We start from the raw sequence: 25,020 nt of genomic DNA, 5'->3' as shown, positions 1-25,020 counted from the left end.
TTCGATGCCTCCCAGTGACGGGCACTCTGGTCCCGCACGCTTCCACCAGGGCCGGTGCGGCCTGCTGATCATCGGATTGGGCGCTCATGGCGAACGACGTCACCTTCAGGATCACCACGACCTGCTTCGACGAGCACTACTCGCCGTCGTCGAGCTCCCGGGCCACCACGAACTTCGCCAACCTCGCCCGGGGCGAGCACCGCCGGCAGAACCTCCGCAACGCCCTGACGATGATCGACCGCCGGTTCAACGACCTCGCCCACTGGGACAACCCCGGCCGGGACCGCTACGCCGTCGAGCTCGAGATCGTCTCGGTCGAGGTGCGGTTCCCCGCCGAGGAGGCGGTCCGCGACTTCCCTCTCCTCGAGGTCCTCGACGTCACGATCTGCGACAAGCTGACCGGCGTGCGCCACCACGGGATCGTCGGCAACAACTTCTCGTCCTACGTCCGCGACTTCGACTTCAGCGTGCGGCTGCCGGCGGCGAACAAGGGCGCGACGGAGTTCACCGTTCCCGACGACTTCGGCGACCTGCACGGCGCCCTGTTCCAGAGCTTCCTCGACTCCGACGCCTATCGGGAGCGCTTCTCCGCGCCGCCCGTCATCTGCATCAGCGTGTCGACGAGCAGGACCTACCACCGGACCTCGAACCACCACCCGATCCTCGGCGTCGAGTACCGGCAGGACGAGCGGTCCCTGACCGACGAGTACTTCGGCCGGATGGGGCTGCAGGTCCGGTACTTCCTGGCGCCCGGCTCCGTCGCGCCGCTCGCGTACTACTTCCGCGGCGACCTGCTCAACGACCACTCGAACCTCCAGCTGGCCGGCACGATCAGCACGATGGAGACGTTCCAGAAGATCTACCGCCCGGAGATCTACAACACGAACTCCGCCGCGGCGGACGTCTTCCGGCCGAGCCTCCAGCAGCAGGACTACTCGCGGACGCAGATCGACTACGACCGTGCCGAGCGCGATCGGCTCGCCGTCGAGCAGGGCGCGTACACGGCGGAGCACTTCATCGAGCCGCACCGGGAGCTGCTGGACGCCTGGGTGTCGAAGCACCGGACCCCCGCCCGCTGATCAGAGAAGGATCGCCACCCGTGAACACTCTCCTGCCCACCTCCATCGCCGGCAGCCTGCCCAAGCCCTCCTGGCTCGCCGAGCCGGAGACCCTCTGGTCCCCCTGGAAGCTCGAGGGCGACGAGCTGGTCGAGGGCAAGCAGGACGCCCTGCGCATCGCCGCCCACGAGCAGCACCGGCGCGGCATCGACATCATCAGCGACGGCGAGCAGACCCGGCAGCACTTCGTCACGACCTTCATCGAGCACCTCGCCGGAGTGGACCACGTGAACCGCGAGACCGTGCGGATCCGGGACCGGTACGACGCGAGCGTGCCGACCGTCGTCGGCGCCGTGAGCCGCGAGCGGCCCGTGTTCGTCGACGACGCGGCGTTCCTCCGCCGGCACACGTCGCAGCCGATCAAGTGGGCCCTCCCAGGTCCGATGACCATGATCGACACCCTCGCCGACCGCTACTACGGGAGCCGGGAGGAGCTGGCCTGGGAGTTCGCGGCGATCCTCAACCAGGAGGCGCGGGAGCTCGAGGCCGCCGGCGTCGACATCGTCCAGTTCGACGAGCCGGCCTTCAACGTCTTCCACGACGACGTGCGGGACTGGGGGGTCGCGGTCCTGGAGCGGGCGGCGGAGGGGCTGCGCGCCCAGACGGCCGTGCACATCTGCTACGGCTACGGGATCAAGGCCAACACCGACTGGAAGCAGACCCTCGGGCCGGAATGGCGCCAGTACGAGACGTCGTTCCCGCTGCTGCAGCGCTCCACGATCGACATCGTGTCGCTGGAGTGCCACCACTCCCGCGTCCCGATGGAGCTCATCGAGCTCCTCCGCGGCAAGAAGGTCATGCTCGGCGCGATCGACGTGGCGAGCGAGACCGTCGAGACCCCGGAGGAGGTCGCCGACACCCTCCGCAAGGCCCTGCAGTTCGTCGACCCGGCGGATCTCCTGCCGAGCTCGAACTGCGGCCTGGCTCCCCTGCCGCGCGGGGTCGCGCTCGGGAAGCTGAGCGCGCTGACCGCCGGTGCGGCGATCGTCCGCGCGGAGCTCGCCGGCTCGGCACTGTGACCCGGCTCTTCGCGCGGCCCGCGGAGCAGTAGCTGGTGTTCACGCCTCGTCGCGCAGCCCGATCGCGACCAGGGACGCCGCCGCGTCACAAACACGATCCGGCGCGTCGTCGGCGTGCCCGTGCTGTGCGGTGACGGCCGCGGTGAGCGCGTCGCCGCGCAGGTGCGGGTGCTGCCAGATGGTCGCGGCGATCCCGTCGAGCACGTGCACTGTGCCGGCGGCGAGGACGACGACCCGCTGCCCGTCCGTGACCGCGTTCCGGTCCTCGACCTCCCGCCAGCTCTCGTCCGGAGCGGGCGGCGCCGCGAGCAGCCCGGCGGTGATCGGGACGAGCTGCTCGGCATCGCGGTAGCGGGCCCGGTGCACGCCGCCGATGCCGGCGGCGAGGCGGGCGAGGATCGGGACGCCGTTCTCGAGCGCCGGCAGGGCACTCGTCTCCGGGACCAGGAGCGGGATCGCGTCGGCCAGGTCGAGGCGTTCGAGATGGGCCGGCCCGATCAGGTACGGGTCGCGGTCCAGGATCACGAGCGCGGCCAGCCGCGGGTCGGCGGGTGCGGGGAGGAGGCCGAGCTCGTCCGGGGAGAAGGGCCGCTTGGGCATGCCCTCCGCGGTGCGGAGCAGGAGGGGCTTCTCGTAGGGGAGGATCCGCCCGTCCGGAGTGATGCCGGTGGTCTCGTCGGTGAGGTACCCGTAGGAGCGGCCCAGGGTCGCCGCGGCCGTCGTCTTCCCGCGGCCGGAGGGTCCGACGAGCACGATCGCCGCGCCGGTCGGGTCCGCGAGAGCGCAGGCGTGCAGCATCAGGAGCGAGCCCTGCGCGGCCTCGATCGCCCGCAGCGTCACCTCCGCGATCGCCAGGGCGGCACTGTGCTCGAACGGATCCGTTGTTCCGGCCATCGAGAAGGAGCTCTCCGCCGTCGTGTCGAGGTCTGCGAGACGTGCGCGACGCCAGAGCGCCTCGAGCGCACCCCGGTCGGTCGTCGAGAGGGCGCCGGTGTCGACGCTGATCCGCACTCCCAGCCCGCGGATCAGCAGTGCGGCGTCCGGCGTCGGGCAGGATCCGAGGGTCAGGAGCGGAAGACCTTGGTCGGGAAACTGGTCGGTGCGGGTCTGGTGTTGAAGATGGCGAACGGGGCGAGGACAGGGACGAGTTCGACGACGCTGCCGGGGGCCTGCCCCAGGGAGACATCGATCACGAGCTGTCCGCCGGGAACGATGACGCCGGACTCCTCCTGGCTGTAGAGCACGCAGGGGATCCCGGCCGAGCGGTTCAATCGACCGGTGTACGTGGCTTCGTTCGTCTGGATGTACCCACTGAGGCCCATGATGACGAGAGCCCCCTGGTCGCCGCTCTCGGCGGAGTTGTGGCTGAACATCGTCATCGAGTTGAAGTCGTAATTGCTCGTGCCGGTGTTGACCACGGTGAAGGTGGTGTCGAACATCCTGCGCTCCGTGGAGACGGCACCCCAGAATCCCGTGAGACCTTCGAACGCCGCAGGCGGAGTCGCACTCGCATGAGCGGCAGGAGCGCCGACTGCAGCGATCAGGAGGGGCGCGGACCAGCCGGCGGCCTGCGCGACGCGGCGCCGCGAAGGGCCGGTCGGGTCGATGGCGGTGTGGTCGTGCTCAGTCATGGGGCGCTCCGCAGCGGTCGGTCCGACGAGGGATCGGAAGGAGTGCCGGCCGGGGAGGGAGCCGGGCCGGCATCGGTGCCGCGAAGCGTCGCCGCGGTCCGGTCGAAGGGCATGGGGACGCGATCCTCGACGGGCTCAGTGTGACGCATCCCCTTCGATCGCCCGCGGACCGGGGTACCCCCCGTTAAGCACGTGCGTGCAGCGACCGTCCGGCCCCTCGCCTGGTCGGCGATCCTCTACCGCGAGGCGATCTTCTCCTCGAGGACGGTGCGCTCCGCCGCGTTCGTGCACCGCGCGAGCGCCCGCGTCCACTCGGCGCGCGCGTCGGCGGTGCGGCCGAGCCGGGCGAGCAGCTCTCCGCGGACCGCGGGGAGGAGGTGGCTGCCGGCGAGCACCCCGCGCGCGTCGAGGTCGTCGACGAGGGCGAGCGCGTCCCGGGGTCCGGTCGCCATCGCGACGGCGACCGCCCGGTTGAGCTCGATGATCGGCGAGGGCGTCAGCCGACCGAGCGCCTCGTAGAGGACCACGATCCGCCGCCAGTCGGTCTCCGCGACCGACGGGGCGACCGCGTGGCACTCGGCGATCGACGCCTGGAGACCGAAGGCGCCGAGACCGCGCGGCGAGACGGCCTGCGCGAGAGCGGCGCGCCCGCGCCGGATCGCGCTCCGATCCCAGAGCCGCCGGTCCTGGTCCTCGAGCAGGATCGCGCGCCCGTCCGCTCCGAGCCGGGCGGGGAACCGGGCGGCGGTGAGCTCGAGCAGGGCGAGGAGCCCGAGCACCTCGGGCTCGGGTGCGAGGGCGACCAGTCCCCGCGCGAGGCGCCGGGCCTGGTCGGCGAGGTCGGTGCGCATCCAGTCGTCCCCGGCGGTGGCGGACGAGCCCTCCGTGAAGATCAGGTAGACCACCTGCAGCACCGAGCCCAGGCGGGCGGGGCGCTCCTCCGCGTCGGGGACGGCGAACGGGATCCGGGCGGCGGAGAGGGTCTTCTTCGCCCTCGTGATCCGGGCCTGGATCGTCGCCACCGGAACGAGGAACGCCTGCGCGATCTCGGTCGTGGTGAGCCCGCCGACCAGCCGCAGCGTCAGCGCGATCCGGGCCTCCTTCGCCAGCAGCGGATGGCAGGCCGTGAACATCAGCGCGAGCACGTCGTCCTCGATGGCGTCGGGATCGAAGAGCGCATCCGGACCCGGGCCCGCCTCGTCGAGATCGCGGGCGAGCAGCGCGTACCGCGCGTCGCGCGCCCCGCGCCGGCGGAACGCGTCGATCGCGCGGCGCCGGCCCGTGGTCAGCAGCCAGCCGACGGGCTCCGCCGGCACGCCGCCGACCGCCCAGGAGACGAGCGCTTCCGCGACCGCCTCCTGGGCGAGATCCTCGGCGAGATCGACGTCGCCGGTGTAGCGGGCGAGGGCGCCGACGATGCGGGCGGACTCCATCCGCCAGACCGTCTCGACGGCGGCCCTCGCGTCAGAGCTGGCCGGTCTGCTCACGCCAGGCGCGCTCCCGCTGCACGTACTCGTTGTCCTGCGGGAACTCGTCGATCGAGGGGATCCGGCGGATCTCGGCCTTGCCGCCGCCGGTCATCGGCGCCCGCTTGGCCCACTCGACCGCCTCCTGGATCGAGGCGACGTCGAGGACGTAGTAGCCGTTGAACAGCTCCTTCGTCTCCCCGTAGGGCCCGTCCGTGACGACCGGGGTCTCGCCGCTGAAGTCGACGACGACCCCCTGGCTCGGGTCGTCCAGCCCCTCCGCGGCCAGCAGCACTCCGGCCCGGATCAGCTCGTCGTTGAAGCGCCCCATCGACTCCAGCATCTGGCTGAAATCGGTGTTCATCATCGCGGCCAGCGACTCGTCGGTCGCGCGCCAGATCAGCATGTACTTCGGCATCAGGGGATTCCCGGCTCTCGGTGATGGAAGGAGCGTCTCGCGACCTTCTCACCTCGAGGTCGAACGGCGCGATCCCGGATCGACACCCGGCCCGAAGAAAGTCCGGCCGGCACTTCAGTGGTGTCGATTCTCGAGGGTCAGCGGCCGCCGCGCATGCCGCCACCTCCGGCGGCAGCCGTGCCCGCGGTGACGGTGGCGAGGGTCGTGCCGTCGGCGGTGAGGGTGTAGCTCTCGCCGGAGGTGATCTCCGGGCCGGCGTAGACGACGCCCGCGATCGTCTTCGACGTCGTGAACGTCGTGACGGTGGTGCCGTCCGCGTCGGTGATCGTCACATCGGTGCCCGCGGGGAGGGTGCTGCTGAGGGCGGAGGAGATCCAGCCCTGGGTCGAGGACGCGTCGGGCGAGACCATCATCCCGGCGCTTCCGGTGGCGAGCACCTCTCCGCCGGTGACGACGAGGGTGCCGTTGACGTCGAGTGCGCCGTTGCCGCTCTGCTCGGGGCCGTTCACGACGAGGCTGCCGCCGCTGATCGTCGCACTGCCGTTCGAGTCGAAGCCGTCGCCCTCGGCATCGATGGTGACCGTGCCGCCGCTGAGGGTGATCACGGAGCCGTCGTCGCCCTCGCCGCCCATGCCTCCGCCGGGGCCGCCGGTGGTGCCGGTCGCGGCTCCGTCGGAGTCCGTGCCGGTTCCGCCGGAGGCGTTCAGGCCGTCGTCGCTGGAGACCACGGAGACGTCGCCGTCGGTGATCCGGATGTCGGCGCTCTCGATCCCCTCGACCGAGTCGGTCACGGCGATGTCGGCTCCATCGAGGAGCAGGGCCGAATCGGCGTGGACGCCGTCGTCGCCGGTGGCGAGCGTCAGGGTTCCGGCGGTGGTGTGCACCCAGGTGTCGGAGTGCACGGCGTCGTCAGCGGAGTCGATGGTCACGTCGCCGCCCTCGAGGTCGACGATGATCCCGGCCTTGAGACCCTTGGCGGAGGCGTCGGTCGCGAGCTGCGCGCCGCTGCCTCCTCCCGCGGTGAGGTCCAGGTTTCCTCCGGTGACGACGATGTCCGTGACGGCGACGACGGCGTCGCCCTGCGCGTCGACGGTGATGTCGCCTCCGGCGATCGAGACGAAGCCCGCGGTGGCGTCCTCCTCGTTGTCGGAGGTGAGTCCGTCGCCGCCGGCGGTGACGGCGAGGGTGCCGCCCCGGACGACGAGGTAGTCCTTGCCGCGGATGCCGTCGTCGACCGCATCGACGGTGATGGTGCCGGAGAGGATGACGAGGCCGTCCTTGCCGGTGATGCCGTCGTTGCCGTTGCCGTGCACCTCGAGCGAGCCCTCGCCCGTGACGGTGAGGTCGGCGGCGCTGTACAGCGCGGCGTTCGACTCCGCGTCCTCGGCGTAGGAGGCGGTGTCGCTGAGGGTGTTCGTCGATCCGGTGGCGAGTTCGACGACGACGTCGGAGGCGGCGGTGACCGTGATCGCGGAACCGGTGGAGCTCGTGATGTCGACGCCGTCGAGCACGAGTCGCACGGTTCCTTCGGCGGTGGTGTCCACCACGACCTGGCCGTCGGTGAGGGTGCCGCTGAGGACGTAGGTGCCGGCGTCGGTGATGGTGACGGTCGAGCCGTCGACGCGCACGGCGTCCCCGTCTGCCGCGGCGCTGTCGCCGGAGAGGGTGATGCTCGTCGAGGCGGCGTCGGCGGCCTGGTCGGTGGCGTGCACGGCGGTGTTCGCCGCGAGGATCTGCGTGGCGGTGGAGTCGAGGGAGGTGCCGACGGCCTCGACGGTGGTGCCCGCCTCCGTGTCGTCGGTGCTCGTGCCGGTGGGGGCGGTGGAGCTCGAGTCGGTGGTGGTGCCGAAGGCGGAGCCGGCGACCGCGGCGGCGCTGCAGCCGGTGAGGAGAGCGCCGGTGAGACCCAGGACGGCGAGGACGGACAGCGGGCGGGAGCGGTTGTGCATGGTGGTCCTATCGGGGAGAGACGACTCGGGCGGGGGCCCGGTCGAAATGACGGTCGAGGGTGCGGGTCCACTTGTTGGCGGGGAGCTCGGAGCGGAACGCGGCCATCCCGGTCCCGTACTTCGAGAGCGAGACGGGGCGGTGGCCTTCGGCCCAGAGCGCCCGGTCGACCTCGGACGGGCGGGAGGCCGACTTGGTCTCGACGACGACCACGGCCGGTCGATCCAGCACTCGGGCCGGTGCGCTGCGCAGCCGCCAGACGAGGCGGGTGTCGATCGTGGCGCGGGTGGCGGATCCGGGGAGGAAGAGCGTCGTCCGGGCGTACTCGGTGGACAGCACCGGGGCGAGTTCTCGGGAGTCCAGGGCGATGCCGGTCGCGGCGAGGGTCTCGTCGATGTAGGTGAGACCCTCCGCGGTGAGCTCGTCGCGCCGTCCGGCCGGGTGGTCGATCCGCTCCTTGACGGTGCTGCTGCGGGATCCGCGCGTCTTCACCTCGAGGTAGCTCGTCGCGGAGTCCAGATAGGTGCGGGTGCGGATCTTGAAGCGCCGCCGGCGGCCGCGCACGGCGAGGTGGTAGCTGTCCAGCTGCGGGGTATCGAAGTAGACCGATTCGTAGTCGCAGTCGCGGCGCCCGCCGATCTCGAGCACGCGCGTGCTGTCGTCGAGTCGGGCGAGCACGGCGTCCAGGCTGCCCGCGGGAATCAGGTACTTGCGGTCGATGCGGGTCTGCAGCGACGCCTGGTCGACGAGCTCGGGGAGGCTGATCGGGGCGAACGACTGCAGGCGCGACGCCGTCACGGCGGTCATCGCGAGACCGGGACGCCGACGGCGGAGGTGGCCGGGGCGAGCTCGTCGTGCTGCCCGCCGCGGGCGCGGCGCTCCGCGACGTCGAAGCGGACGTCGACCTGCGTGGTGTCGTTGACGAGATCGAGCTGACGGACCTGCACCGACCGGATGCGGCCGCCGAGCAGCGCGGCCAGGTGAGCGGTCAGGGCGCCCTCGTCGGTGAAGGCGCTGTCGAGAGTGATCGTCTGCTGACGGGTGCGCGGGAACAGCCGCGGGTGGTCGGCGATGAACAGGACCGCGATGATCAGCGCGATCAGACCGACCGTCAGCGCGGACGGCGCGGTGCCCAGGCCGCTGATGAGGCCGATGGCCAGAGCGGAGAAGTAGTAGGCGACCTCGTGCTGCTCGATCTCGTCCGAGCGCAGACGGATGATCGAGAGGACCCCGAAGAGGCCCAGCCCGAGACCGGCTCCGACCGTGCTGGAGGCCAGGACCAGCGAGACGGCGAGGACGCCGACGTTCACGCCGAGGAAGGCGGCGACGAGGTCCCGACGCCGGTGGCGGGGGAAGTAGATGCCGAACGTCAGCAGAGCGATGGCGACGAGGTCGATGGCGACGGTGGCGAATGCGAGCACGAGAACTCCTGAAGACGGGCCGACCCGAGGTCGGCGAGCGAGGTGTCCCCATTCAGCCGCCGCGTCCTTTGCGCTTCCTATGACCCGTCTATGACGCTCGCCTGCATTGTCGGGCGAGCGCTGATCGCCGCGCGGAGCCGGTCGGAGACCAGCAGGTCTCCCCCGGTGCCGCAGGCGAGGACGTCCACGTCCCAGCGGGAGAGGACGCGGTCGAGGGTCGGCTCGCCGCCGGCGAGGACCGCGGTGGCGAGAACGTCGGCGGTGAGGATGTCGCCCGCGAGGACGGTGACCTGGCGGAAGCGCACCCCGTTCGCGTCGTGCGGGCGCCGCCAGACGTGCTCCCCGCGCTCCGCGGTGCCCGACGTCGCGACGGCGCGCCGGTCGCCGGTGAGCTGGACGGCGCACAGGAGCGAACGGCGGTCGTCGGGGTCGACGATCCCGATTCGGACCGGTGCGTCGTGGGCGTCGACGGCGCGGGATCCGAGGACGTCGCCCCCGACGGTCAGGAGCCACGGCGCGTCGCCGCCGCGCTCCAGCAGCCTCCCCGCCGCCGCGATCGCGCGGGCCTTGACCGTGCCGGCGAGGTCGAGCACGCCGTCCGGGCGGTGCGGGGTGAAGGCGCCGTCGGTGGCGGTCCGCCACTCGAGGGCCTCGGCGTAGGCGTCGCGCATCTCCGCGCTCGCGTCGGCGAGGCGGAGGCGGCCGTCGGCGATCCTGCTCGCCTCCGACTCCGGCCGGTACAGGCTGAACCGCTCGTCCGCGGACCGGAAGACCGCCCGGATCGCCGCCAGCGGCGCGTCGGCCTCGGCCCGGAGGCTCGCGACCGTTCCCATCGTGGCGAAGCTGGAGATCACAGGCCGGCCTGGTCGATCGCGGACTGCAGCGAGTCGAGGTAGGCGTCGCTGGTGTAGGTCGCGCCGCTGACCGAGGCGACGTCGGCGCTCTGCGCGGCGAGGACTTCGCTGCGCAGGATCGGCGCGGCACGGTTCGAGATCGAGACCGACCGGTTCTCCTTGTCCGTCAGCTGCAGCGCGGTCACGTCCGTGATCGCGCCACCGGCGACGGTGATCGCGACCTGCACGTCGCCGTAGCGGGTCGCGACGGCGGTCCCCGTGTAGGTGCCGTCCGTTCCGCCGGTGCTGTCGGTGTCGCCGCTGCTGTCGGTTCCGCCGGTGCCGGCGGGCGCCGAGGGCGTCGACGGAGTGGAGCTCGGCGTCGGAACCTCGAACGTGCCGGAGCCGCTCGAGCCGCTCGAAGAGGTCGGAACCGGAGTCGGAGTCGAGACGGCCGGCGCTGCGGCCTCCGGGGCCGGTGCGGCGGGAGTGCTCCCCGCGGCGCCGAGGTCCCAGCCGATGACGAGGACGGCCGTGGACGCGAGGACGCTCACGAGGGCGGCGCGCGTCCTCACCAGCTGAACCTCTCGACGTGGATCCGGTGCTCGGGGAGGCCCGCGCTGCGGGCGTCGCGGAGGACGACCTCGCTCCAGGCGTCCGGTCCGCAGACGTAGAGGTCGGAGTCGAGCAGCCGCGGGAACACCGAGGTCAGCGTGACGCCTCGCGAGAGAGCCTCGGCGGACAGCCAGGTGTCGCTGCCGGACGGGCGATGCCCCTGCATCCAGTAGAGCGTGCCGCCTCCGCGGCGCACGAGCTCGCCCGTCTCGTCCCAGAGGCGGTCCTGCGCGTGGTCCGCCCCGCGCAGGAGGACGGTGGCCTCGCCCGACTGCAGGGCACTGTGCTCGAGGAGTGCGCGCGCGGGGGTGATGCCGATGCCCGCGGCGACGACGGCGAGGAGTGGAGCGGTGCGCGCCGTGTCGGTGAAGATCCCGTAGGGGCCCTCGATCGACACGGCCGTGCCCGGCCGCAGTCGAGCGAGGCGTGCGGTGCCGGCGCCCAGCACGCGGACGGTGATCCGGGCGGTGCGGTCGGTGGGGACCGCGGAGAAGGAGACGGGGTGGGCGTGCCACCAGGTGCCGGCGCTCCAGAACCGCCAGATCGCGTACTGACCGCCGACGGCGCCGAGGGAGCGCATCCGTCGCCCCGTCAAGTGCAGCGAGAACACCCCGGGTGCGATCGTCTCGACCGCCTCGACCCGGATGCGGTGGCGGAGGGTGCGCACGACGGGCACGGCGAACCGGAACCACGCGACGGAGCCGAACGCCGCGACGTAGAGGGCGATCCAGTAGGCGCGCTGCGCGGACCCCTCGGCGAGGACCTGACCGGCGGAGAGCTGATGCGGCACCGCGACGAGCACGGCCGCGTAGCTGAGGAGGTGGATCGCGTGCCACGCCTCGTAGGCGAACCGGCGGCGCACCGCGACCAGCGAGGTGACCACGACGAGCAGCAGCAGCGCGGTCGCGAGCAGGGCGAGCAGCAGGTCGCTGCCGGAGTAGAGGGCGAGGCTCTCCTGCACGAGGTCGAGACCGTCCGTCATCGCGTAGCCGACCGTGAGGAGCAGGCCGTGACCGAGGATCAGCAGGAGGGCGGGCTTGCCGAGCCGCCGGTGCAGCGCCGTCGCGACGTCCTGACCGAAGGTGCGATCGATCCACGGGATGCGCGCGGCGAGGACCAGCATCAGCAGGAGCAGATCGGTCCCCACCAGCCCGGCGACGATCCCCGCCGCCGACAGCGCAGTCGGCAGGTCGGTCACGGCCTCGGGACCACCGGAGGCGAGGAACAGCGCGATCGCGACAGCGACCGACACGACGCACGCGGTCACCAGCGCATCGGCCGAGCGTCTCCGCCGCCGGAGGGCCCGGCGGCGGCGCTCACCCGAAGAGACGTCCACCCCCGGGCCGTCCGCCGCTGCGGGCGCCGGTCGAACTGTTCGCAGCACCGTGCTCATCGCATCGACCTTCCCTGAGCATCACCCTTTGCGGGGTCCCCGCCGGGAGATCAGGATCGGCGACGACGCTATGCACTCCCGATGAACCCGCCATGGCCTGCATCGGAGTCGGCCCGCGCCCGGGCCGGCGCCGCAGCGCTCCGATGCTGAGGCTCTCCGCGATGCCGCTGCCGGCGACCTCGACGACGGTCTGCCAGGGCGGGGAGGAGGTCGTCGTCCGCCGTCGCTCACCTGCCCGCGCGCCTTCATGGACAACCGGTCGAGCGGGACGAAGCGGATCAGCGCGCGTGCGCCGTCGCCAGCTCCCCCCAGTGCGTCGTGGCGCGCAGCGACAGCGCGGCGCGCTTCATCGTCCAGACCGGTCCCTTGCGGATCCCGGCGAGCCCGAGGCCGACGGCGGAGCGGCCGTGGCGCTTGGTCACGGCGTCGATCGTCGCGCCGAGACCCTTGCTGTCGAACGCGGTGTCGAACACCTCGAGGAGGGCGTGCGAGTCGCGCGGCGACAGGTTCGTCAGGATCACGCCGGCCCGCACGTAGCGGGCGCCCTCGCGCAGCCGAGGCCGCAGCGTCCCGATCGCCGCCTTCACGATCGCCACCGGGTCGTCCGTGGGCACGGGAAAGCCGGCCAGCCCACCCGCGGACTCGTACGGCGCGTCCGCGAACGGCGACGTCGACGCGAAGACGCTCATCGTCTTCGTCACCGACCCCTGCGCGCGGAGGCGGTGGGCCGCGCGCTGCGCGTAGACGGAGAGCACCTGCTCCATGTCCGCGATCGTCGTCACCGGAGTGGCGAACGAGCGCGAGAAGATCAGCTGGTCCCGGACGGTCCGCGCCGCCTCGAGCGGGATGCAGTCGACCCCGCGCAGCTCGTAGACGGAGCGCTGCAGCACCACCGAGAACTTCTTCCGGATCAGCGCCGGGTCGGCATCGCGCAGGTCCCGGATCGTGTGGATGGACAGCTCCGCGAGGCGCTTCCCGGTGCGGCCCGCGACGCCCCACAGCTCGGTGACGTGCTGCGACGCCATCAGCGCGTCGAGCTGCTCGGGGGTGTACCAGTCGGTGTCGCAGACGCCTCCCAGGCGCGGGTGCTTCTTCGCACCGCCCTTGTTGACGAACTTCGCGAGCGTCTTGCTCGGCCCGAACCCGACGCACACGGGCAGGCCGACGTTCTTCGCGACGGCCGCCCGCATCGCCCGGCCGATCCTCGCCCGCTCCGCCACGTCGCCGTCGACGCCGAGGAAGCTCTCGTCGATCGAGTACACCTCCTGCCAGGCCGAGTAGCGGCCCAGCAGCTCCATCACCCGCGCGGACAGCTCGCCGTACAGCTCGTAGTTGCTGGAGCGGGCGATCACCTCCGGGAGGCGTCCCGAGCGGATCAGGGGCAGGACCTTGAACCAGGGCGTCCCGTTCTCGATGCCGAGCTTCTTCACCTCGTCCGAGCGGGCGACCACGCAGCCGTCGTTGTTCGAGAGGACGACCACCGGCCGCCCCTGCAGCTTCGGGTCGAACAGCCGCTCGCAAGAGACGTAGAAGCTGTTCACGTCGACCAGGCCGATCCGCCGCTCAGAGCGCACGGTGCAGCCGGTGCAGGCAGACGGTGACGACGCCCCAGATCTGGAGGTCGCTCAGCTCGGCGACGAGGATCGGCGGGTAGTCCGGGTTCTCCGCGCGCAGCACCACTCCCCCGGGGCTCAGCTCGAGCCGCTTGACGGTCAGCTCGCCGTCGAGGATCGCGATCACGACGCTGCCGTGCGTCGGGGTCAGCGAGCGGTCGACCACCAGCTCGTCGCCGTCGCTGATGCCGGCGCCGGTCATGCTCTCGCCCGAGACGCGGACGATGAACGTCGAGGTCTTGTCCCGGATCAGGTGGTCGTTGAGGTCGAGGGAGCCGTCGAAGTAGTCCTGCGCGGGCGACGGGAAGCCCGCCGCCACCGCGTCGGCGGGGACGAGGAGGGAGACGGCCACGGCGTCCCGGGCCGGGGTCGCGATGCGGTCCACCACGGTCACGCTCATTCTCGGCCCTCCTCACGGGATCGAACATGTGTTCGAACATGTCCGAGTGTAGGTCGACCCCACCGACATCGGCACGGGAGGGACCTCGCTCGTGGCCGCCCCCGATGCGCGAGGATCGGACCCGTGGATGCGGAGCGGGTTCTCGGAGACGGTCGTGCCGACGGGGTGTGGTGCCGGCTCGGCGAGCCGCTGACGGTGGCGCAGATCGCGCGCGGCGGACCCGCCTGGCTCTGCCTGGACGCGCAGCACGGCGCCTTCGACGACGCCGCGGTGCTCGCGACCATGCGCGCGCTGGCGACGGTGACCTCGCGGCCGCCGGTCGCCGTCCGGGTCGCCGGGCTCTCGGACCCGCTGATCGGGCGGGCTCTGGACGCCGGAGCCGACATCGTCGTCGTCCCGATGATCGAGTCGGTCGAGGACGCGGCCGCGGCGGTCCGCGCCGCGCACTACCCGCCGCTCGGCCGACGCAGCTGGGGACCGATGACCGACCTCTGGGACGTCGCGCCCCAGTCGGCCGCCGAGGCGCGGCCGGCCCTGTGGCTGATGATCGAGACGCAGGCCGGCCTCGACGCCGTCGAGCAGGTCCTCGCGGTGCCGGGGGTCGCCGGCGTCTTCGTCGGCCCGTTCGACCTCGCGATCGGACTCGGCCGGGCGCTGCCCGACCTGCTCGCCGCGGACGGACCCGGGGACCCGCTGCCGAGGATCGCCGCGGCCGCCAGGAACGCGGGCAGGGGCGCCGGTGCCTACGCGGGCGACCCGGACCGCGCTCGGCAGCTGCGCGCGCTCGGCTTCCCGCGGGTCGCCGTCGCGACCGACCAGTCGCTGATCGCGCTCGGCACGGCGGCGGCGCTCGGCGCGGTGGCGGACGGCTCCGGATACTGAGCCTCCGAAGAATGCGACGATGACGACGACTCTCGAGCGGCTAATCCAGCGGACCGCCGACGCCGCGGACGACGGCCTCTCCCCGGGCGTGCTGGCCGACGCGCGCCGCACGCTGACGGCGGCGCTGGAAGCGCACGTCCGGGGCGACCGCGAGGCCGAGGCCGCGCTGCTCGCCCCTCTCGCCCGCCGCATCTCGGACTCCTGGCCGCACACGTCAGCGCTCGGACGGGACGTGCTCGGCTACGTGCAGGCCGTGCGGCACTGAGGCGCGGGTGTGAGCGGACGCTGAACCGAGTCCGAGGTCAGCAGCCGGGTCCCCGCGATCGTCGTACCGCCCGCTTGCGGAACTCCGCCGTGAGGATGCTGCGGGCGATGGTCGGTCGTTCCTGCGGGAGGCCGTGTCGATCGACGGCTCTCCGAAGGCGGTGTGGGACTCGTCGACGTCGAGCGTGCGCGGTGCCCCTTCCGCCGGGGTGCTGCAGCGGTGCCGCACGACGGTCGGTCCGGTGCAGGCCGGCTGCTCGGCGGCGACATCCGGGAGGGAGCGACCGCTCGATCCTCAACTCCGACACGATGAACTCAAGCGCGCGTCCGAGCGGGCGGTGCGGCTGGTCGGCTGCCGTCTGCGTTCTCCGTCCACACGATCCGCTCCTCCGTGAAACGGGGATCGGAACGCAGCTGCCGCTCGACGTCGCCGAACACCACGGCTCGAGTGCGCGGCCTCGTCTTGAAATCCACCATCCTTGTGTCCCGATAGCCGCCCCGTCATCGGGCATCTCATCGGGCGGGTCTAACGGGACGCTGCCGCCCCCGCCCCTACGGGGTGAACCCCGCTCGTCGACCTGACGCGGTGAACGACCGGCTATCGGACGCCCGCTTCGCCAACTGATCCCCCTCTGCATCGCGGCTTCACGGCGCGCAAGGGCGAGTCCGGCGTCGAGGGCCCGGGACGATAGGTGCCTAAGGCATGCTCCCCGACAGCCTCGGTGCAGCCTGGTTCATCAACGTCATCGTCCTCTGAGGCTGACCGAGCAAGACACCGGTGTGCCGGTCGGATCGGCGTTCTGCACAGCGACGTAACGCTCGAGTGAGGCCCACAGCTCGTCGGGCTGGGTGGGAATGGCGAGCAGGGGCTTCCCCTTCGTGAGTCGGGTTGCTCAGTGCCCGAGCAGCATGTTGTTGCGGGCCCGGATCTGCTCTTCGGTCGCGGGGAAGTAGCTGCTGACGCCGATGTGCTCGGCGTCGTGCTGGATCTCGTCGACGACCGGGCGGAGTGCGTGCTCGTAGTGGGCGAACGCCTGCTCGACATCGCCATCCGCCGCCTGGAAGGCGTCGAAAAGCGCTGTGGCGCCAATGACGGCGAGCGACCCTCCCATGCCCGCGGCAGGCGATGCGCAGTAGCCGGCGTCGCCGACGAGCGCGACGCGTCCTGACGTCCACGCCGGCATCTTGATCTGGCTGAGCTTGTCGAAATAGAAGGTCTCGACGTCGATCGCCTGTTCGAGGTGATCAGAGAACGGCGGGCCGGCGTGCAGCAGGTGTTCGCGGAGGATGCTCTTCTGCTCCTCCTCGTCGTGGTGGTCGTACGGGATCTCCTTCTCGGAGCGGAAGCCGAGAACGAGTTCGGTGGTGGAGTCGTACGAGTTCACCAGCATCGTCACGCCCGGAGAGCTCGTGATCCGAGTCGTCTGAGGGGCGATGATCAGGCTGTCGAGGGTCGCGATGGAGAAGTACGTCTGGAGGAAGTGGCTGTAGAGCGCTTCCTGACCGAAGTGCAGTCGGCGCACCGTGGAGTGATTGCCGTCGCAGCCGAACACCAGGGAGAAGTTCCTCTCGGTGCCGTCACGGAAGGTGACGCGGAGGCTCTCCTCGTCGAGCTCGTGCAGCGACGCGATGGAGTTGCTCCACAGCATCTCCACCTCGCCCTCCGTTGCCGCGGCGAGGATGTCGAGCAGATCATCACGGTGGATCTCGTAGCCGTCGCCCACCGCGTCCGCTGTGGGCGGCTCGGGGTCGATCCGTGCGATGAGGTCCCCCGCCGGCGTAGTGAACTCCGTCACGCGAGGAGCAAGTGCTTTCGCCGAGATCTGCTCGAGCAGGCCCATCCGCTCGATGATCGCGATGGTGTCATCGCGGATGTCGACCGGGGTGCCTCCTCGCTTCAGGCCGGACCCGATCTCAACGATCGTGACCTCGTAGCCGAGCCGGCGCATCCAGAGCGCCGTCGCGAGCCCCGCGAAGCTCGCTCCCGAGATGAGCACTCGCCTCTGCCTGTGCGCGTTCATCGGACATCCTCGTTCCCCGGCTCCCGCCGAATGTGTAGTGACTCGAACTTCGTCACCGTAACAGAAACTTTGAGTCACTCAACTCTTCGTGGCAGACTGGCGTGATGGGGGAAGCAGGCACGGTGGTCGCGTCGGGACTTCGAGAGCGCAGGAAGCGAGAGACCCGCGCGCGCCTGGGCGACGTCGCGGCACGGCTCTTCGCTGAGCGCGGGTACGACGAGGTGTCCATCTCGGACGTCGCGCGTGCCGCTGCCGTCTCGGATCAGACGGTCTACAACTACTTCCCGACCAAGCCCGATCTCGTCTTCGATCGAGCGGACGAGGTGCTCGAGAGGATCCGAGCCGCGGTCGCCGAGCGAGGCGCCCAGCAGTCCCCGGCCGACGCGATGCGCGCCGTCGTCCTCGAGGACATCGATCGGTACGTCGAGGAGGATCCGACCCTGGCACGAGGGGAGTTCCCCGCTCAGTGCAGACTCAGCACAGTGCTCCGGCGCCGGGCTCTGGAGTTCTACAGCGACGCCACGACCGCGGTTGCAGCGGAATTGGCTGGCACGGGGATGGACTCGATGACTCGGCGTGCTCAAGCAGCCGCACTCGTCGCGGTCGTGCAGCAGACCACCGAAGCCATCGGCGACGCGGTCCTCACCGGTGCTGATCGGGAAGCAACCCGCACGCGTTTGACGAAGGCGAGCACTGCCGCGCTCGATCACCTGTCGGCTTGGTGGCGCACGGAGCTGACCGACCAGACGCCGTCTCGGTGATCCATCCCCCAACGGGACGGCGCCGGATCAACGGTGCTGCACCCAGATATTCGGCTCTACGTAGGTCCCCTCGTCCGCGTCGCGGTCGAGGCGCAGCGTCGAGAGGCCGCCGGGGATCACGTACTCCCCCGACGACGGCAGCACCATCCCGGTCCACTCCTCCCACTGGGCGACGGTGCCGGTCATCACCTGCGATCGCGGGGCGACGTCGAGGACGCTCGCGCCCATCCGCACGTGCGTGCGCAGCCACGGATCCAGCGGCAGCCCGTCCTCACGGGTCCAGCCCGCGTAGACGTCGATCGGGGTCAGCGGGTAGCGCGGCTTCATCGTCGGGCGCAGCGGCACGATCACGTGCTCGAACCCGCTCGTGACGCTGAGGTCGCGGAACGCGCCGAGCAGCGTCCCGACGAGCCCGGCGCCGGTGCGATCCGGATGCACCTGGGCGGCGCAGACGGCGAGAGTCGTCGCCTCGTCCTCATCCTCGAGCGCCTGGCGGAGGGAGTCTCCGTACCCGGTGGGCAAACCCTCGCGGGTGCCGTCCCACCGGATCGGCACCGCCCAGCCCGCGGCGACCGGCACGTTTTCATCGAGGACCACGAGCTCGAACCGGGTGAATCGCTCGCGGACGTGCGGCAGGTGCTCCTCCGCGAGGCGGTCGGCGGAGATGAACGCCGGCCACCCCGAACTGAAGAGTGACTCCATCTGCGCGTCGTCTCGGGGGCGCGCATTAAGTAGTTCTACCGACGTCACGGGCTCAGTCTGCGCGGAGGGCGACCGCTAGGCGATCCCCATACGGGACGCTTGCCGCGACGCCCTGCGTCGTACTCTGAGCGGGCGCCTGGACTGTAGGCGCGACGAGCGCGTGTGGTCACACGTGCGCGGTGCGGCTGCTTTCCGTGGGAGGAGAGGCGAGCGGATTCGATTCGAGTTGTGCGAGTGGTCACCTGTGAACATGCCGGAGCTCCGTTCGCTCGAGGATGAGGGGCCGCCGACTGAAGCGGACGACGGAGGCAGCTGGACGGTGTCCGGCGCAGGACCGGTCAGCGAGGAGAAGGACTCGTCCTCTTTTACGCCGCTGCGGGCTCGACGGCGCTCAGCGCCATCAGCTGCTCGAGGGCGTCCTGGGGGAACGCGCCGCCGGTGAAGGCGAGGAACTGCTGCATGGGCATCGATTCGACCATCTTCAGATCGTTCGGGTTCTCCTGCGCGTGCTGACGCTGCTCCTCGCTCATGCCGGCCGAGAGGCCCTCCATCAGTGCCGGTCCGACGATCGGGTGGCCGAACCAGTCGCCGACGGTCGAGTCCATCGTGAGCGGGCGGAGGAGGACGTCGCCGGTGAGAGCGATGGTCGCTTCGGTGCTGATGCTCGCGACGGAGTCGCCGATCTGCACGGTGTAGTCGCCGGCCGGAACGACCCACTGGGAGAGCTCGATGTCCCAGTAGGCGAAGGCGCGACGTTCGAGCGTGAACTGGACGGTCTGCGACTCCCCCGGCTCGAGTGCGATCTTCGTGAAGGCGCGCAGTTCGCGGGAGGGTCGGCGGACGGGGCCGGCGACGGTGGCGACGTAGAGCTGGACGACATGCTTCCCGAAGATCCCTCCCGTGTTCGTCACGGTCAGGCGCACCGAGGCGGTGTCGGTGCCGGTCGCTGTGACCTGCAGGTCGGAGGCAGCGAAGCTGGTGTAGCTGAGTCCGTGGCCGAAGGGATAGCGGACGGGGGTGCCGGCGGTCTCGTAGTGGCGGTAGCCGACCATGACACCTTCGCCGTAGCGGACGTGTCCCTGCTCGCCCGGGAAGTTGTTCCAGCTCGGGTTGTCCTGCAGCCGCAGCGGGATGGTCTCGGCGAGGTGGCCGGACGGGTTGACGATCCCGAAGAGGATGTCCGCCAGAGCAGATCCTCCGGCTTGCCCGAGCAGCCAGCCCTCGAGGATCGCATCGACGTCGTCGTGCCAGCCCTCGAGCGAGACGACTCCGCCGTTGGAGAGGACGACGACCGTTCGGGGCGCGACCTCGGCGACCGCTCTGATCACCGCGAGTTGCGGTTCGGGGAGGGAGAGCGTGTCGCGATCGAAGCCCTCGGACTCCTCACGATCGCCGAGCCCGACGAAGACGATCGCGGTGTCGCAGCGACCGGCGACGTCGACGGCGAGTGAGCGCCGGGCTTCGGCGTCGGGGTCCTCCGTCAGCAGGAAGCCGTCAGCGTGTTCGACGGTGACACCGCGCTCGAGGGCGAGGTCGCGGATGCTGTGGAGCGCCGCGTCGGTGCGGGTGGGGTTGATGTGGGAGCTGCCGCCGCCCTGGAAGCGCGGCGTGGTGGCGAAGGAGCCGATGACCGCGAGCCGGGACGGGCCTGCCAGCGGGAGCACGTCGCCGTCGTTCTTGAGGAGGACGACCGAGTCCGCGGCGAGGGTGCGCGCGAGCGCGTGGTGCGCGTCGACGTCGATATCGCCGATGGCGGTATGCGGGAGGTCGGTGAGGGCGAGCACTCGGGCGACGGAAGCGTCGACGAGGCTCTCGTCGAGTTCGCCGCTGTGGACGGCGTCGATGATCTGCTGGTCGGTGCCTCCGCCGCTGCCGGGCATCTCGAGATCCATTCCGGCCTCGACGCCGGCGACGCGGTCGCTGACCGCGCCCCAGTCGGAGACGACGGCGCCCTGGTATCCCCATTCGTCGCGGAGCACGTCAGTGAGGAGCCACCGGTCGTGGGAGGCGTAGACCCCGTTGATCTTGTTGTAGGAGCACATCACGGTGGCGGGCGCGGCTTCGGTGACGACTCGTTCGAACGCGGGGAGGTAGATCTCGCGGAGGGTGCGCTCGTCGACGTCGGCGCTGATGCGCATCCGCTCGTGCTCCTGGTTGTTCGCGGCGAAGTGCTTCACGGAGGCGCCGGGTCCGACGTCCTGCATGGCCTTCACATGAGCTGCGCCGAGGACGCCGGAGAGCAGGGGGTCCTCGGAGTAGTACTCGAAGTTGCGCCCGCACAGCGGTGAGCGCTTGATGTTCACCCCGGGACCGAGCACGACGGCGACACCCAGAGCGAGCGCCTCGCGGCCGACGGCGGCACCCACCTGCGCCGCGATCTCCGGGTCCCAGCTGGAGCCGACGGCGACGGCCGGCGGGAAGCACGTCGATGGCAGAGCATCGTTGATGCCAAGGTGGTCGGCATCTCCTGCTTGACGGCGGATGCCGTGCGGGCCGTCGGTGAGGACGAGCGAGGGGATGCCGGCGTCCTCGATCGCGGTCGTCGACCAGAAGTCGTGGCCGGAGAGGAGCGAAGCCTTCTGATCGAGGGTCAGGGTGCTGATGTCGATGTTCATGCGGGGGCTCCGGTGGATGCGGCGGTGAGGGCGTTGACGAGGTCGGTGCGGAACTCGTCCGCCACTCCGGGGATGTACTCGAGCATCGTGGCGACGGACATCGCGGCGGCCTCGGGGGCGGCGCCGTCCAGCGGCACTCCGGGGTAGTAGCTGCCGAACACGTCGGTGAACAGGCGCCACGCGTTCGGATCGGCGGCCAGGGTTCCGAGAGTGGAGCCAAGATCGTAGACCGCGGTGCTCGTGGACACGTCGATCTCGTAGCTCCAGTCGTGCTCGCCTGCGTCGACAGGGATCGTCAGCGCGTCGGGGTGCTTCGGCAGGACGACCTCGGCGGTCGTTCCCTCCGGGATGCTGACCGAGACGTCGACCTGCGATCCGGTGATGCTCCAGCGCACGTGCACGTCTCCGTAGACGGTCGCGTGCCGCAGGGACGCGCTGGTGAGCTTCCTCCCGGGCTGGGGGGCGATGCGCATGGAGCGGTAGCCGGCGTCGAGGGCGGTGAGTCCGCCGATCGTGCGGTGCATCCAGTCGACAACCGCGCCGAGCGCGTAGTGGTTGAGCGAGGTCATCCCGGAGGGGTTGATGCTCCCATCGGGTCGGACGGAGTCCCACCGTTCCCAGATGGTCGTGGCTCCCATCGTGACGGGATAAAGGAAGGACGGGCAGCCGGTCTCGAGGAGCAGCAGGTACGCCTCGTCGAGGTGCCCGGTGGAGGAGAGTGCATCGGTCACGAGCGGTGTGCCGGCGAATCCGGTGGAGATGTGGAAGCCGGCCTTCGCGACGATCGCGGCGAGCCGGTCGCCGGCGTGCTGCTTCTGAGCCTCATCGAGGATGTCGAAGGTGATCGCCAGGGCGTAGGCGGTCGCTGTCTCGTTGACCACTCGTCCGCGGGGGGTGACGTACTCGTCGAGGAAGGCGGCTCTCACGCGCCGCGCGAGGGCGTCGAACTCGGCGCTGTCGTCGCCGCGGCCCAGAAGGCGGGCCGTGTCGGCCATCTCGCGGGTGGTGCGGCAGAGGTAGGCGGCCGCGACGAGGTGCCGATCGGTCTTGCCGCCGGCGGGGTTGTCGTCAGGAGCGTCGGGGTCGAGCCAGTCTCCGTACTGGAAGCCGGTGCTCCAGAGCCCGCGCTCGTCGAGGAGCTCGGCGACCTGGCGGATGAACGCGGTCATCGAGTCGTAGGCGTCGGCGAGGATGCCGGTGTCGCCGTATTCGCGGTAGAGCGCCCAGGGGAGGCTGACGGCCACGTCGCTCCAGAGCGCGGTCGGTGAGGACGGAGTGGAGAGCACGTCCGGCACGACCCACGGCACGAAGCCCTTCTCCTTCTGCTCGGCGGCGAGGTCGCGCAGCCAGGAGCCGAGCACTCCGCGCACGTCGAAGAGGAACGCTGCGGTGGGAGCGAAGGCGTTGATGTCGCCGGTCCAGCCCAGGCGCTCGTCGCGCTGGGGGCAGTCGGTGGGGACCCCGACGAAGTTGTCGCGCATCGACCAGACCGCGTTGGAGTGCAGCTGGTTCAGCAGCGGCTCCGAAGTCTCGAGCCAGCCGGTGCGCGGCATGTCCGAGTGGACGACGATCGCGCGGACCGCGCCCGGGGTCAGCTGTCCAGGCCATCCGTCGATCTCGACGTAGCGGAAGCCGTGGAACGTGAAGCGCGGCTCCCACGTCTCCACGTCTCCTCCGCGGAGGGTGTACCGGTCGGTTCCCGCTGCGGTGCGGAGGGTTTCGAGGTCGATCTCTCCCCCGGTCATCACCTCTGCGTGCCGGAGGGTGATGGTCGCCCCTGGCTCCCCGGACACGGTCAGTCGGACCCAGCCTGAGAGGTTCTGGCCGAAGTCCACGACCGTCTTGCCGGCGGGGGTGGTCAGGATCTGGACCGGGGCGAGTTCCTCAGTGCGCCGGATGGGCGGAGCGATCGGTTCGACCAGTGCATCCAGTGGCCAGTCGAACGTCTCGACCTCTCCCCAGCCGGAGGCGTCGAAGCCGGGACGGTCCCATCCGGCGGGTTCGAGTCGAGCGTCGAAGACCTCGCCGTCGTAGATGCTGTTCGCGAGCACGCCCCCGCGGCCGGCTCGGAAGCCGTCGCTGCCATCGATCACGTGGACGGATCCGTCGGTGTTCTCGAGCTCGAGCTGCACCCATGCGGCGGGGCGGTCCGAGTAGTGGTTGCGCTTGTCCTCCCAGCCCAGGCGTCCGAGCGCCCAGCCCTCTCCGAGGACGAGCCCGATCGTGTTCGCGCCAACGGTGACGCGGTCGGTGACGTCGTGGCTGCTCACGACGAGCCGATGACGGTAGGAGGTCCACCCCGGCGCGAGCACCTCGTCTCCGATGACCTCGCCGTTGAGGTGGGGCTCGATCAGACCGATCGCCGAGACCCGCAGTGTCGCGCGGACCGGCGCCTGCTCGATCGCGAACTCGCGTCGGAGGTAGGAGGCGGGCTCGTCGGTGGCGCCGCGCGAGGCGACGGGGGTGATGAACGGGGCGGTCCAGGCTGCGGGCATTGCGAAGAGCTCCAGAAGTCGAGAGGAACGAGGGATCCGAGAAGCGGTCGGTTGCTAGCGGACAGACTTGACCCGCATGACGACCAGACCGCCGATGATCGTGAAAGCGCCGGCGATGAGGTAGAGCAGGGTGTAGTTCTTGTCGCCTGCGGCGCTGGCGCCGACGGCGAGGAACACCGGGGCGATGAAGGGTGCCGCGGCCTGCGGGATCGAGACGGCGAAGCCGATGATGCCCAGGTAGCGGCCGGCGCTGGTCTCCTTCTCGGGGAGCACGTCGAGCATCAGGGCCTGATCGACGGCGGCGAACACGCCGATGCCGACCGAGGTGAGCAGCGAGCCGATGTACAGCTGGGGAACGTCGGTCGCGAAGGCGGCGACTGCCGCGCCTACAGCGAAGAGCACAGAACCGAGGAGGACGAAGGTGCGGCGGCGACGCAGGCGGTCCGAGAGGAATCCGCCGCCGAGCGCGCCTACGGTCGTCGCCAGAATGCCGAACAGGCCCATGGTCGCGATGATCGGTGCGACGTCCACCACTTCCACGCCCAGGCGAGAAGCGAAGAAGAACGCGGTGAAGGTCGTGTTGAGGGTGAGACCGAAGTAGAAGAGGAAGCGGCCGAGCCAGACCCAGGAGAAGTCCGGGTACTGACGCGGGTTGTAGATGTACTTTCTGAAGATCGTCTTGGGTGAGAGGCGCTCGTCGAAGACGTTGCCGCGGCTGTCCTGCTCCTTGATGAACAGGACGAACAGCGCGACGAAGAACACTCCGACCGCACCGGGAAGCAGGAAGAGCAGCAGTGAGTTGCTCGCGAACCCTCCGGCGATGACGACACCGAACACCGGCGCGACCTGGGTGGCGAAGCCGGTGAGGCCTGCGACCTTCCCGCGCTGGCTCTCCGGGAGCCTGTCGGCCATCGAGATCTGCAGATTTCCCAAGACCTGACCCCAGCCCAGCTGAGCGAGGATCCATCCGGCGCCGAGCACGAGAGGGTTCGGCGCGAGCGCCATGACGATCAGGGACACGACTCCCAGCAGAGTGCCCACGATCAGGAACGGGCGACGACGACCGAGACGAGTCCGGGTCCGGTCGCTGAGCGTTCCGAGCAGCGGCCCCGTCAGCATCACGACGAGGGCGCCCGAACCGGTGATGTAGCCGAGGTACTCCTCCCGGCCAGGAGCGAGCTCGGCGAGGCGGATGGAGAGCGAGATCGCGAGCGGCGTGATGAAGGCGATGAAGACGCCGAACTGCCCGAGAACCTGGAGCCAGATGTAGAGAGCGCTGACCTTTTGCTCGGCAGGCGGAGTCTGCTCCGCCGCGGTCGTCTCCTCCTGGGCGGCAGGTGCCGAGGGGATCGGGAACGGAGCGGGAGCTCCGGTGGGTGGGACGTCGCGTGCGGGCGTGGCCATGT

General features: G+C 70.7%; 22 protein-coding genes. 5 read left to right on the top strand and 17 right to left on the bottom strand.

What is annotated here, in order from left to right:
* Positions 1 to 86 precede the first annotated feature (86 nt).
* Positions 87 to 1,079, top strand: a complete 993-nt coding sequence (locus tag MT350_RS16655; RefSeq protein WP_243600081.1) for a putative oxygenase MesX — start codon at positions 87 to 89, stop codon at positions 1,077 to 1,079.
* Positions 1,080 to 1,099: 20 nt separating this feature from the next.
* Positions 1,100 to 2,137, top strand: coding sequence for a methionine synthase (locus tag MT350_RS16650; RefSeq protein WP_243600080.1), 1,038 nt, complete (start codon positions 1,100 to 1,102; stop codon positions 2,135 to 2,137).
* A gap of 39 nt (positions 2,138 to 2,176) precedes the next feature.
* Here the strand turns inward: MT350_RS16650 and MT350_RS16645 are convergent, their stop codons facing one another.
* The 12 genes from MT350_RS16645 to MT350_RS16590 all read right to left on the bottom strand — a co-directional run bounded on the left by MT350_RS16645 (position 2,177) and on the right by MT350_RS16590 (position 13,874).
* A complete protein-coding gene (locus MT350_RS16645; protein WP_243600079.1) occupies positions 2,177 to 3,148 on the bottom strand; it encodes a hypothetical protein in 972 nt (323 codons plus the stop codon).
* Between the two features lie 53 nt (positions 3,149 to 3,201).
* Positions 3,202 to 3,768, bottom strand: coding sequence for a hypothetical protein (locus MT350_RS16640; protein WP_243616295.1), 567 nt, complete (start codon positions 3,766 to 3,768; stop codon positions 3,202 to 3,204).
* A gap of 236 nt (positions 3,769 to 4,004) precedes the next feature.
* Positions 4,005 to 5,201 (bottom strand): RNA polymerase sigma factor, encoded by a 1,197-nt coding sequence (locus MT350_RS16635; protein ID WP_243616321.1) that lies wholly within the window; start codon positions 5,199 to 5,201, stop codon positions 4,005 to 4,007.
* Positions 5,202 to 5,232: 31 nt separating this feature from the next.
* Complete coding sequence (locus MT350_RS16630) at positions 5,233 to 5,652, bottom strand: YciI family protein (protein WP_123704001.1); 420 nt, start codon at positions 5,650 to 5,652, stop codon at positions 5,233 to 5,235.
* A 137-nt stretch (positions 5,653 to 5,789) separates the two neighbouring features.
* Positions 5,790 to 7,601, bottom strand: a complete 1,812-nt coding sequence (locus tag MT350_RS16625) for a carbohydrate-binding domain-containing protein (RefSeq protein WP_243616294.1) — start codon at positions 7,599 to 7,601, stop codon at positions 5,790 to 5,792.
* A gap of 7 nt (positions 7,602 to 7,608) precedes the next feature.
* Positions 7,609 to 8,406, bottom strand: a complete 798-nt coding sequence (locus tag MT350_RS16620) for a polyphosphate polymerase domain-containing protein (protein WP_243600076.1) — start codon at positions 8,404 to 8,406, stop codon at positions 7,609 to 7,611.
* On the bottom strand, positions 8,403 to 9,020 hold the full coding sequence (locus MT350_RS16615) for a DUF4956 domain-containing protein (protein ID WP_123733210.1): 618 nt from the start codon (positions 9,018 to 9,020) through the stop codon (positions 8,403 to 8,405). Before MT350_RS16615 ends, MT350_RS16620 begins: the two co-directional genes overlap by 4 nt.
* A 77-nt stretch (positions 9,021 to 9,097) precedes the next feature.
* Complete coding sequence (locus MT350_RS16610; protein WP_243600075.1) at positions 9,098 to 9,874, bottom strand: FAD:protein FMN transferase; 777 nt, start codon at positions 9,872 to 9,874, stop codon at positions 9,098 to 9,100.
* Positions 9,871 to 10,428, bottom strand: a complete 558-nt coding sequence (locus tag MT350_RS16605) for an FMN-binding protein (protein ID WP_243600074.1) — start codon at positions 10,426 to 10,428, stop codon at positions 9,871 to 9,873. Before MT350_RS16605 ends, MT350_RS16610 begins: the two co-directional genes overlap by 4 nt.
* Positions 10,425 to 11,735, bottom strand: a complete 1,311-nt coding sequence (locus MT350_RS16600; protein WP_243616293.1) for a ferric reductase-like transmembrane domain-containing protein — start codon at positions 11,733 to 11,735, stop codon at positions 10,425 to 10,427. Before MT350_RS16600 ends, MT350_RS16605 begins: the two co-directional genes overlap by 4 nt.
* 404 nt (positions 11,736 to 12,139) lie before the next feature.
* Positions 12,140 to 13,435: a Y-family DNA polymerase gene (locus tag MT350_RS16595; RefSeq protein WP_243600072.1), complete on the bottom strand. Its 1,296-nt coding sequence runs from the start codon at positions 13,433 to 13,435 to the stop codon at positions 12,140 to 12,142.
* Positions 13,425 to 13,874 (bottom strand): LexA family transcriptional regulator, encoded by a 450-nt coding sequence (locus MT350_RS16590; protein WP_123446383.1) that lies wholly within the window; start codon positions 13,872 to 13,874, stop codon positions 13,425 to 13,427. The genes MT350_RS16595 and MT350_RS16590 overlap by 11 nt, the downstream gene beginning before the upstream one ends.
* Positions 13,875 to 13,997: 123 nt before the next feature.
* Between MT350_RS16590 and MT350_RS16585 the strand changes: the two genes are divergently transcribed.
* Both MT350_RS16585 and MT350_RS16580 read left to right on the top strand, forming a co-directional pair.
* On the top strand, positions 13,998 to 14,756 hold the full coding sequence (locus MT350_RS16585; RefSeq protein ID WP_243600071.1) for an aldolase/citrate lyase family protein: 759 nt from the start codon (positions 13,998 to 14,000) through the stop codon (positions 14,754 to 14,756).
* Between the two features lie 19 nt (positions 14,757 to 14,775).
* Positions 14,776 to 15,021, top strand: coding sequence for a hypothetical protein (locus MT350_RS16580; RefSeq protein WP_243600070.1), 246 nt, complete (start codon positions 14,776 to 14,778; stop codon positions 15,019 to 15,021).
* Between the two features lie 892 nt (positions 15,022 to 15,913).
* Here the strand turns inward: MT350_RS16580 and MT350_RS16575 are convergent.
* The gene (locus MT350_RS16575) at positions 15,914 to 17,041 is read right to left on the bottom strand and encodes an FAD-dependent monooxygenase (RefSeq protein ID WP_279396498.1); all 1,128 of its coding nucleotides are present in this window, start codon (positions 17,039 to 17,041) and stop codon (positions 15,914 to 15,916) included.
* Positions 17,042 to 17,163: 122 nt separating this feature from the next.
* Between MT350_RS16575 and MT350_RS16570 the strand changes: the two genes are divergently transcribed.
* Positions 17,164 to 17,802, top strand: coding sequence for a TetR/AcrR family transcriptional regulator (locus MT350_RS16570; protein WP_243616291.1), 639 nt, complete (start codon positions 17,164 to 17,166; stop codon positions 17,800 to 17,802).
* Between the two features lie 27 nt (positions 17,803 to 17,829).
* Here the strand turns inward: MT350_RS16570 and MT350_RS16565 are convergent, their stop codons facing one another.
* The 4 genes from MT350_RS16565 to MT350_RS16550 form a co-directional block, all read right to left on the bottom strand.
* Positions 17,830 to 18,504, bottom strand: coding sequence for a hypothetical protein (locus MT350_RS16565; RefSeq protein WP_243616290.1), 675 nt, complete (start codon positions 18,502 to 18,504; stop codon positions 17,830 to 17,832).
* A 365-nt stretch (positions 18,505 to 18,869) separates the two neighbouring features.
* A complete protein-coding gene (locus tag MT350_RS16560) occupies positions 18,870 to 21,119 on the bottom strand; it encodes a glycoside hydrolase family 3 C-terminal domain-containing protein (RefSeq protein ID WP_243600066.1) in 2,250 nt (749 codons plus the stop codon).
* On the bottom strand, positions 21,116 to 23,614 hold the full coding sequence (locus MT350_RS16555; RefSeq protein ID WP_243616289.1) for an alpha-L-rhamnosidase: 2,499 nt from the start codon (positions 23,612 to 23,614) through the stop codon (positions 21,116 to 21,118). The genes MT350_RS16560 and MT350_RS16555 overlap by 4 nt, the downstream gene beginning before the upstream one ends.
* A 54-nt stretch (positions 23,615 to 23,668) precedes the next feature.
* A complete protein-coding gene (locus MT350_RS16550; RefSeq protein WP_243600064.1) occupies positions 23,669 to 25,018 on the bottom strand; it encodes an MFS transporter in 1,350 nt (449 codons plus the stop codon).
* Positions 25,019 to 25,020 lie beyond the last annotated feature (2 nt).

This window comes from Rathayibacter sp. VKM Ac-2928 (assembly GCF_022815545.1).
GTDB lineage: Bacteria > Actinomycetota > Actinomycetes > Actinomycetales > Microbacteriaceae > Rathayibacter > Rathayibacter festucae.
The sequence above is the reverse complement of the archived record's forward strand: the minus strand, read 5'-3'. Positions and strand labels throughout refer to the sequence as shown.

Bases quoted from the DNA above. Each gene is read 5' to 3' on its own strand.
- MT350_RS16655 (WP_243600081.1), top strand. From the start codon at position 87: ATGGCGAACGACGTCACCTTCAGGATCACCACGACCTGCTTCGACGAG.
- MT350_RS16640 (WP_243616295.1), bottom strand. From the start codon at position 3,768: ATGACTGAGCACGACCACACCGCCATCGACCCGACCGGCCCTTCGCGG.
- MT350_RS16635 (WP_243616321.1), bottom strand. From the start codon at position 5,201: ATGGAGTCCGCCCGCATCGTCGGCGCCCTCGCCCGCTACACCGGCGAC.
- MT350_RS16630 (WP_123704001.1), bottom strand. From the start codon at position 5,652: ATGCCGAAGTACATGCTGATCTGGCGCGCGACCGACGAGTCGCTGGCC.
- MT350_RS16625 (WP_243616294.1), bottom strand. From the start codon at position 7,601: ATGCACAACCGCTCCCGCCCGCTGTCCGTCCTCGCCGTCCTGGGTCTC.
- MT350_RS16620 (WP_243600076.1), bottom strand. From the start codon at position 8,406: ATGACCGCCGTGACGGCGTCGCGCCTGCAGTCGTTCGCCCCGATCAGC.
- MT350_RS16590 (WP_123446383.1), bottom strand. From the start codon at position 13,874: ATGAGCGTGACCGTGGTGGACCGCATCGCGACCCCGGCCCGGGACGCC.
- MT350_RS16580 (WP_243600070.1), top strand. From the start codon at position 14,776: ATGACGACGACTCTCGAGCGGCTAATCCAGCGGACCGCCGACGCCGCG.
- MT350_RS16575 (WP_279396498.1), bottom strand. From the start codon at position 17,041: ATGAACGCGCACAGGCAGAGGCGAGTGCTCATCTCGGGAGCGAGCTTC.
- MT350_RS16565 (WP_243616290.1), bottom strand. From the start codon at position 18,504: ATGGAGTCACTCTTCAGTTCGGGGTGGCCGGCGTTCATCTCCGCCGAC.
- MT350_RS16560 (WP_243600066.1), bottom strand. From the start codon at position 21,119: ATGAACATCGACATCAGCACCCTGACCCTCGATCAGAAGGCTTCGCTC.
- MT350_RS16555 (WP_243616289.1), bottom strand. From the start codon at position 23,614: ATGCCCGCAGCCTGGACCGCCCCGTTCATCACCCCCGTCGCCTCGCGC.
- MT350_RS16550 (WP_243600064.1), bottom strand. From the start codon at position 25,018: ATGGCCACGCCCGCACGCGACGTCCCACCCACCGGAGCTCCCGCTCCG.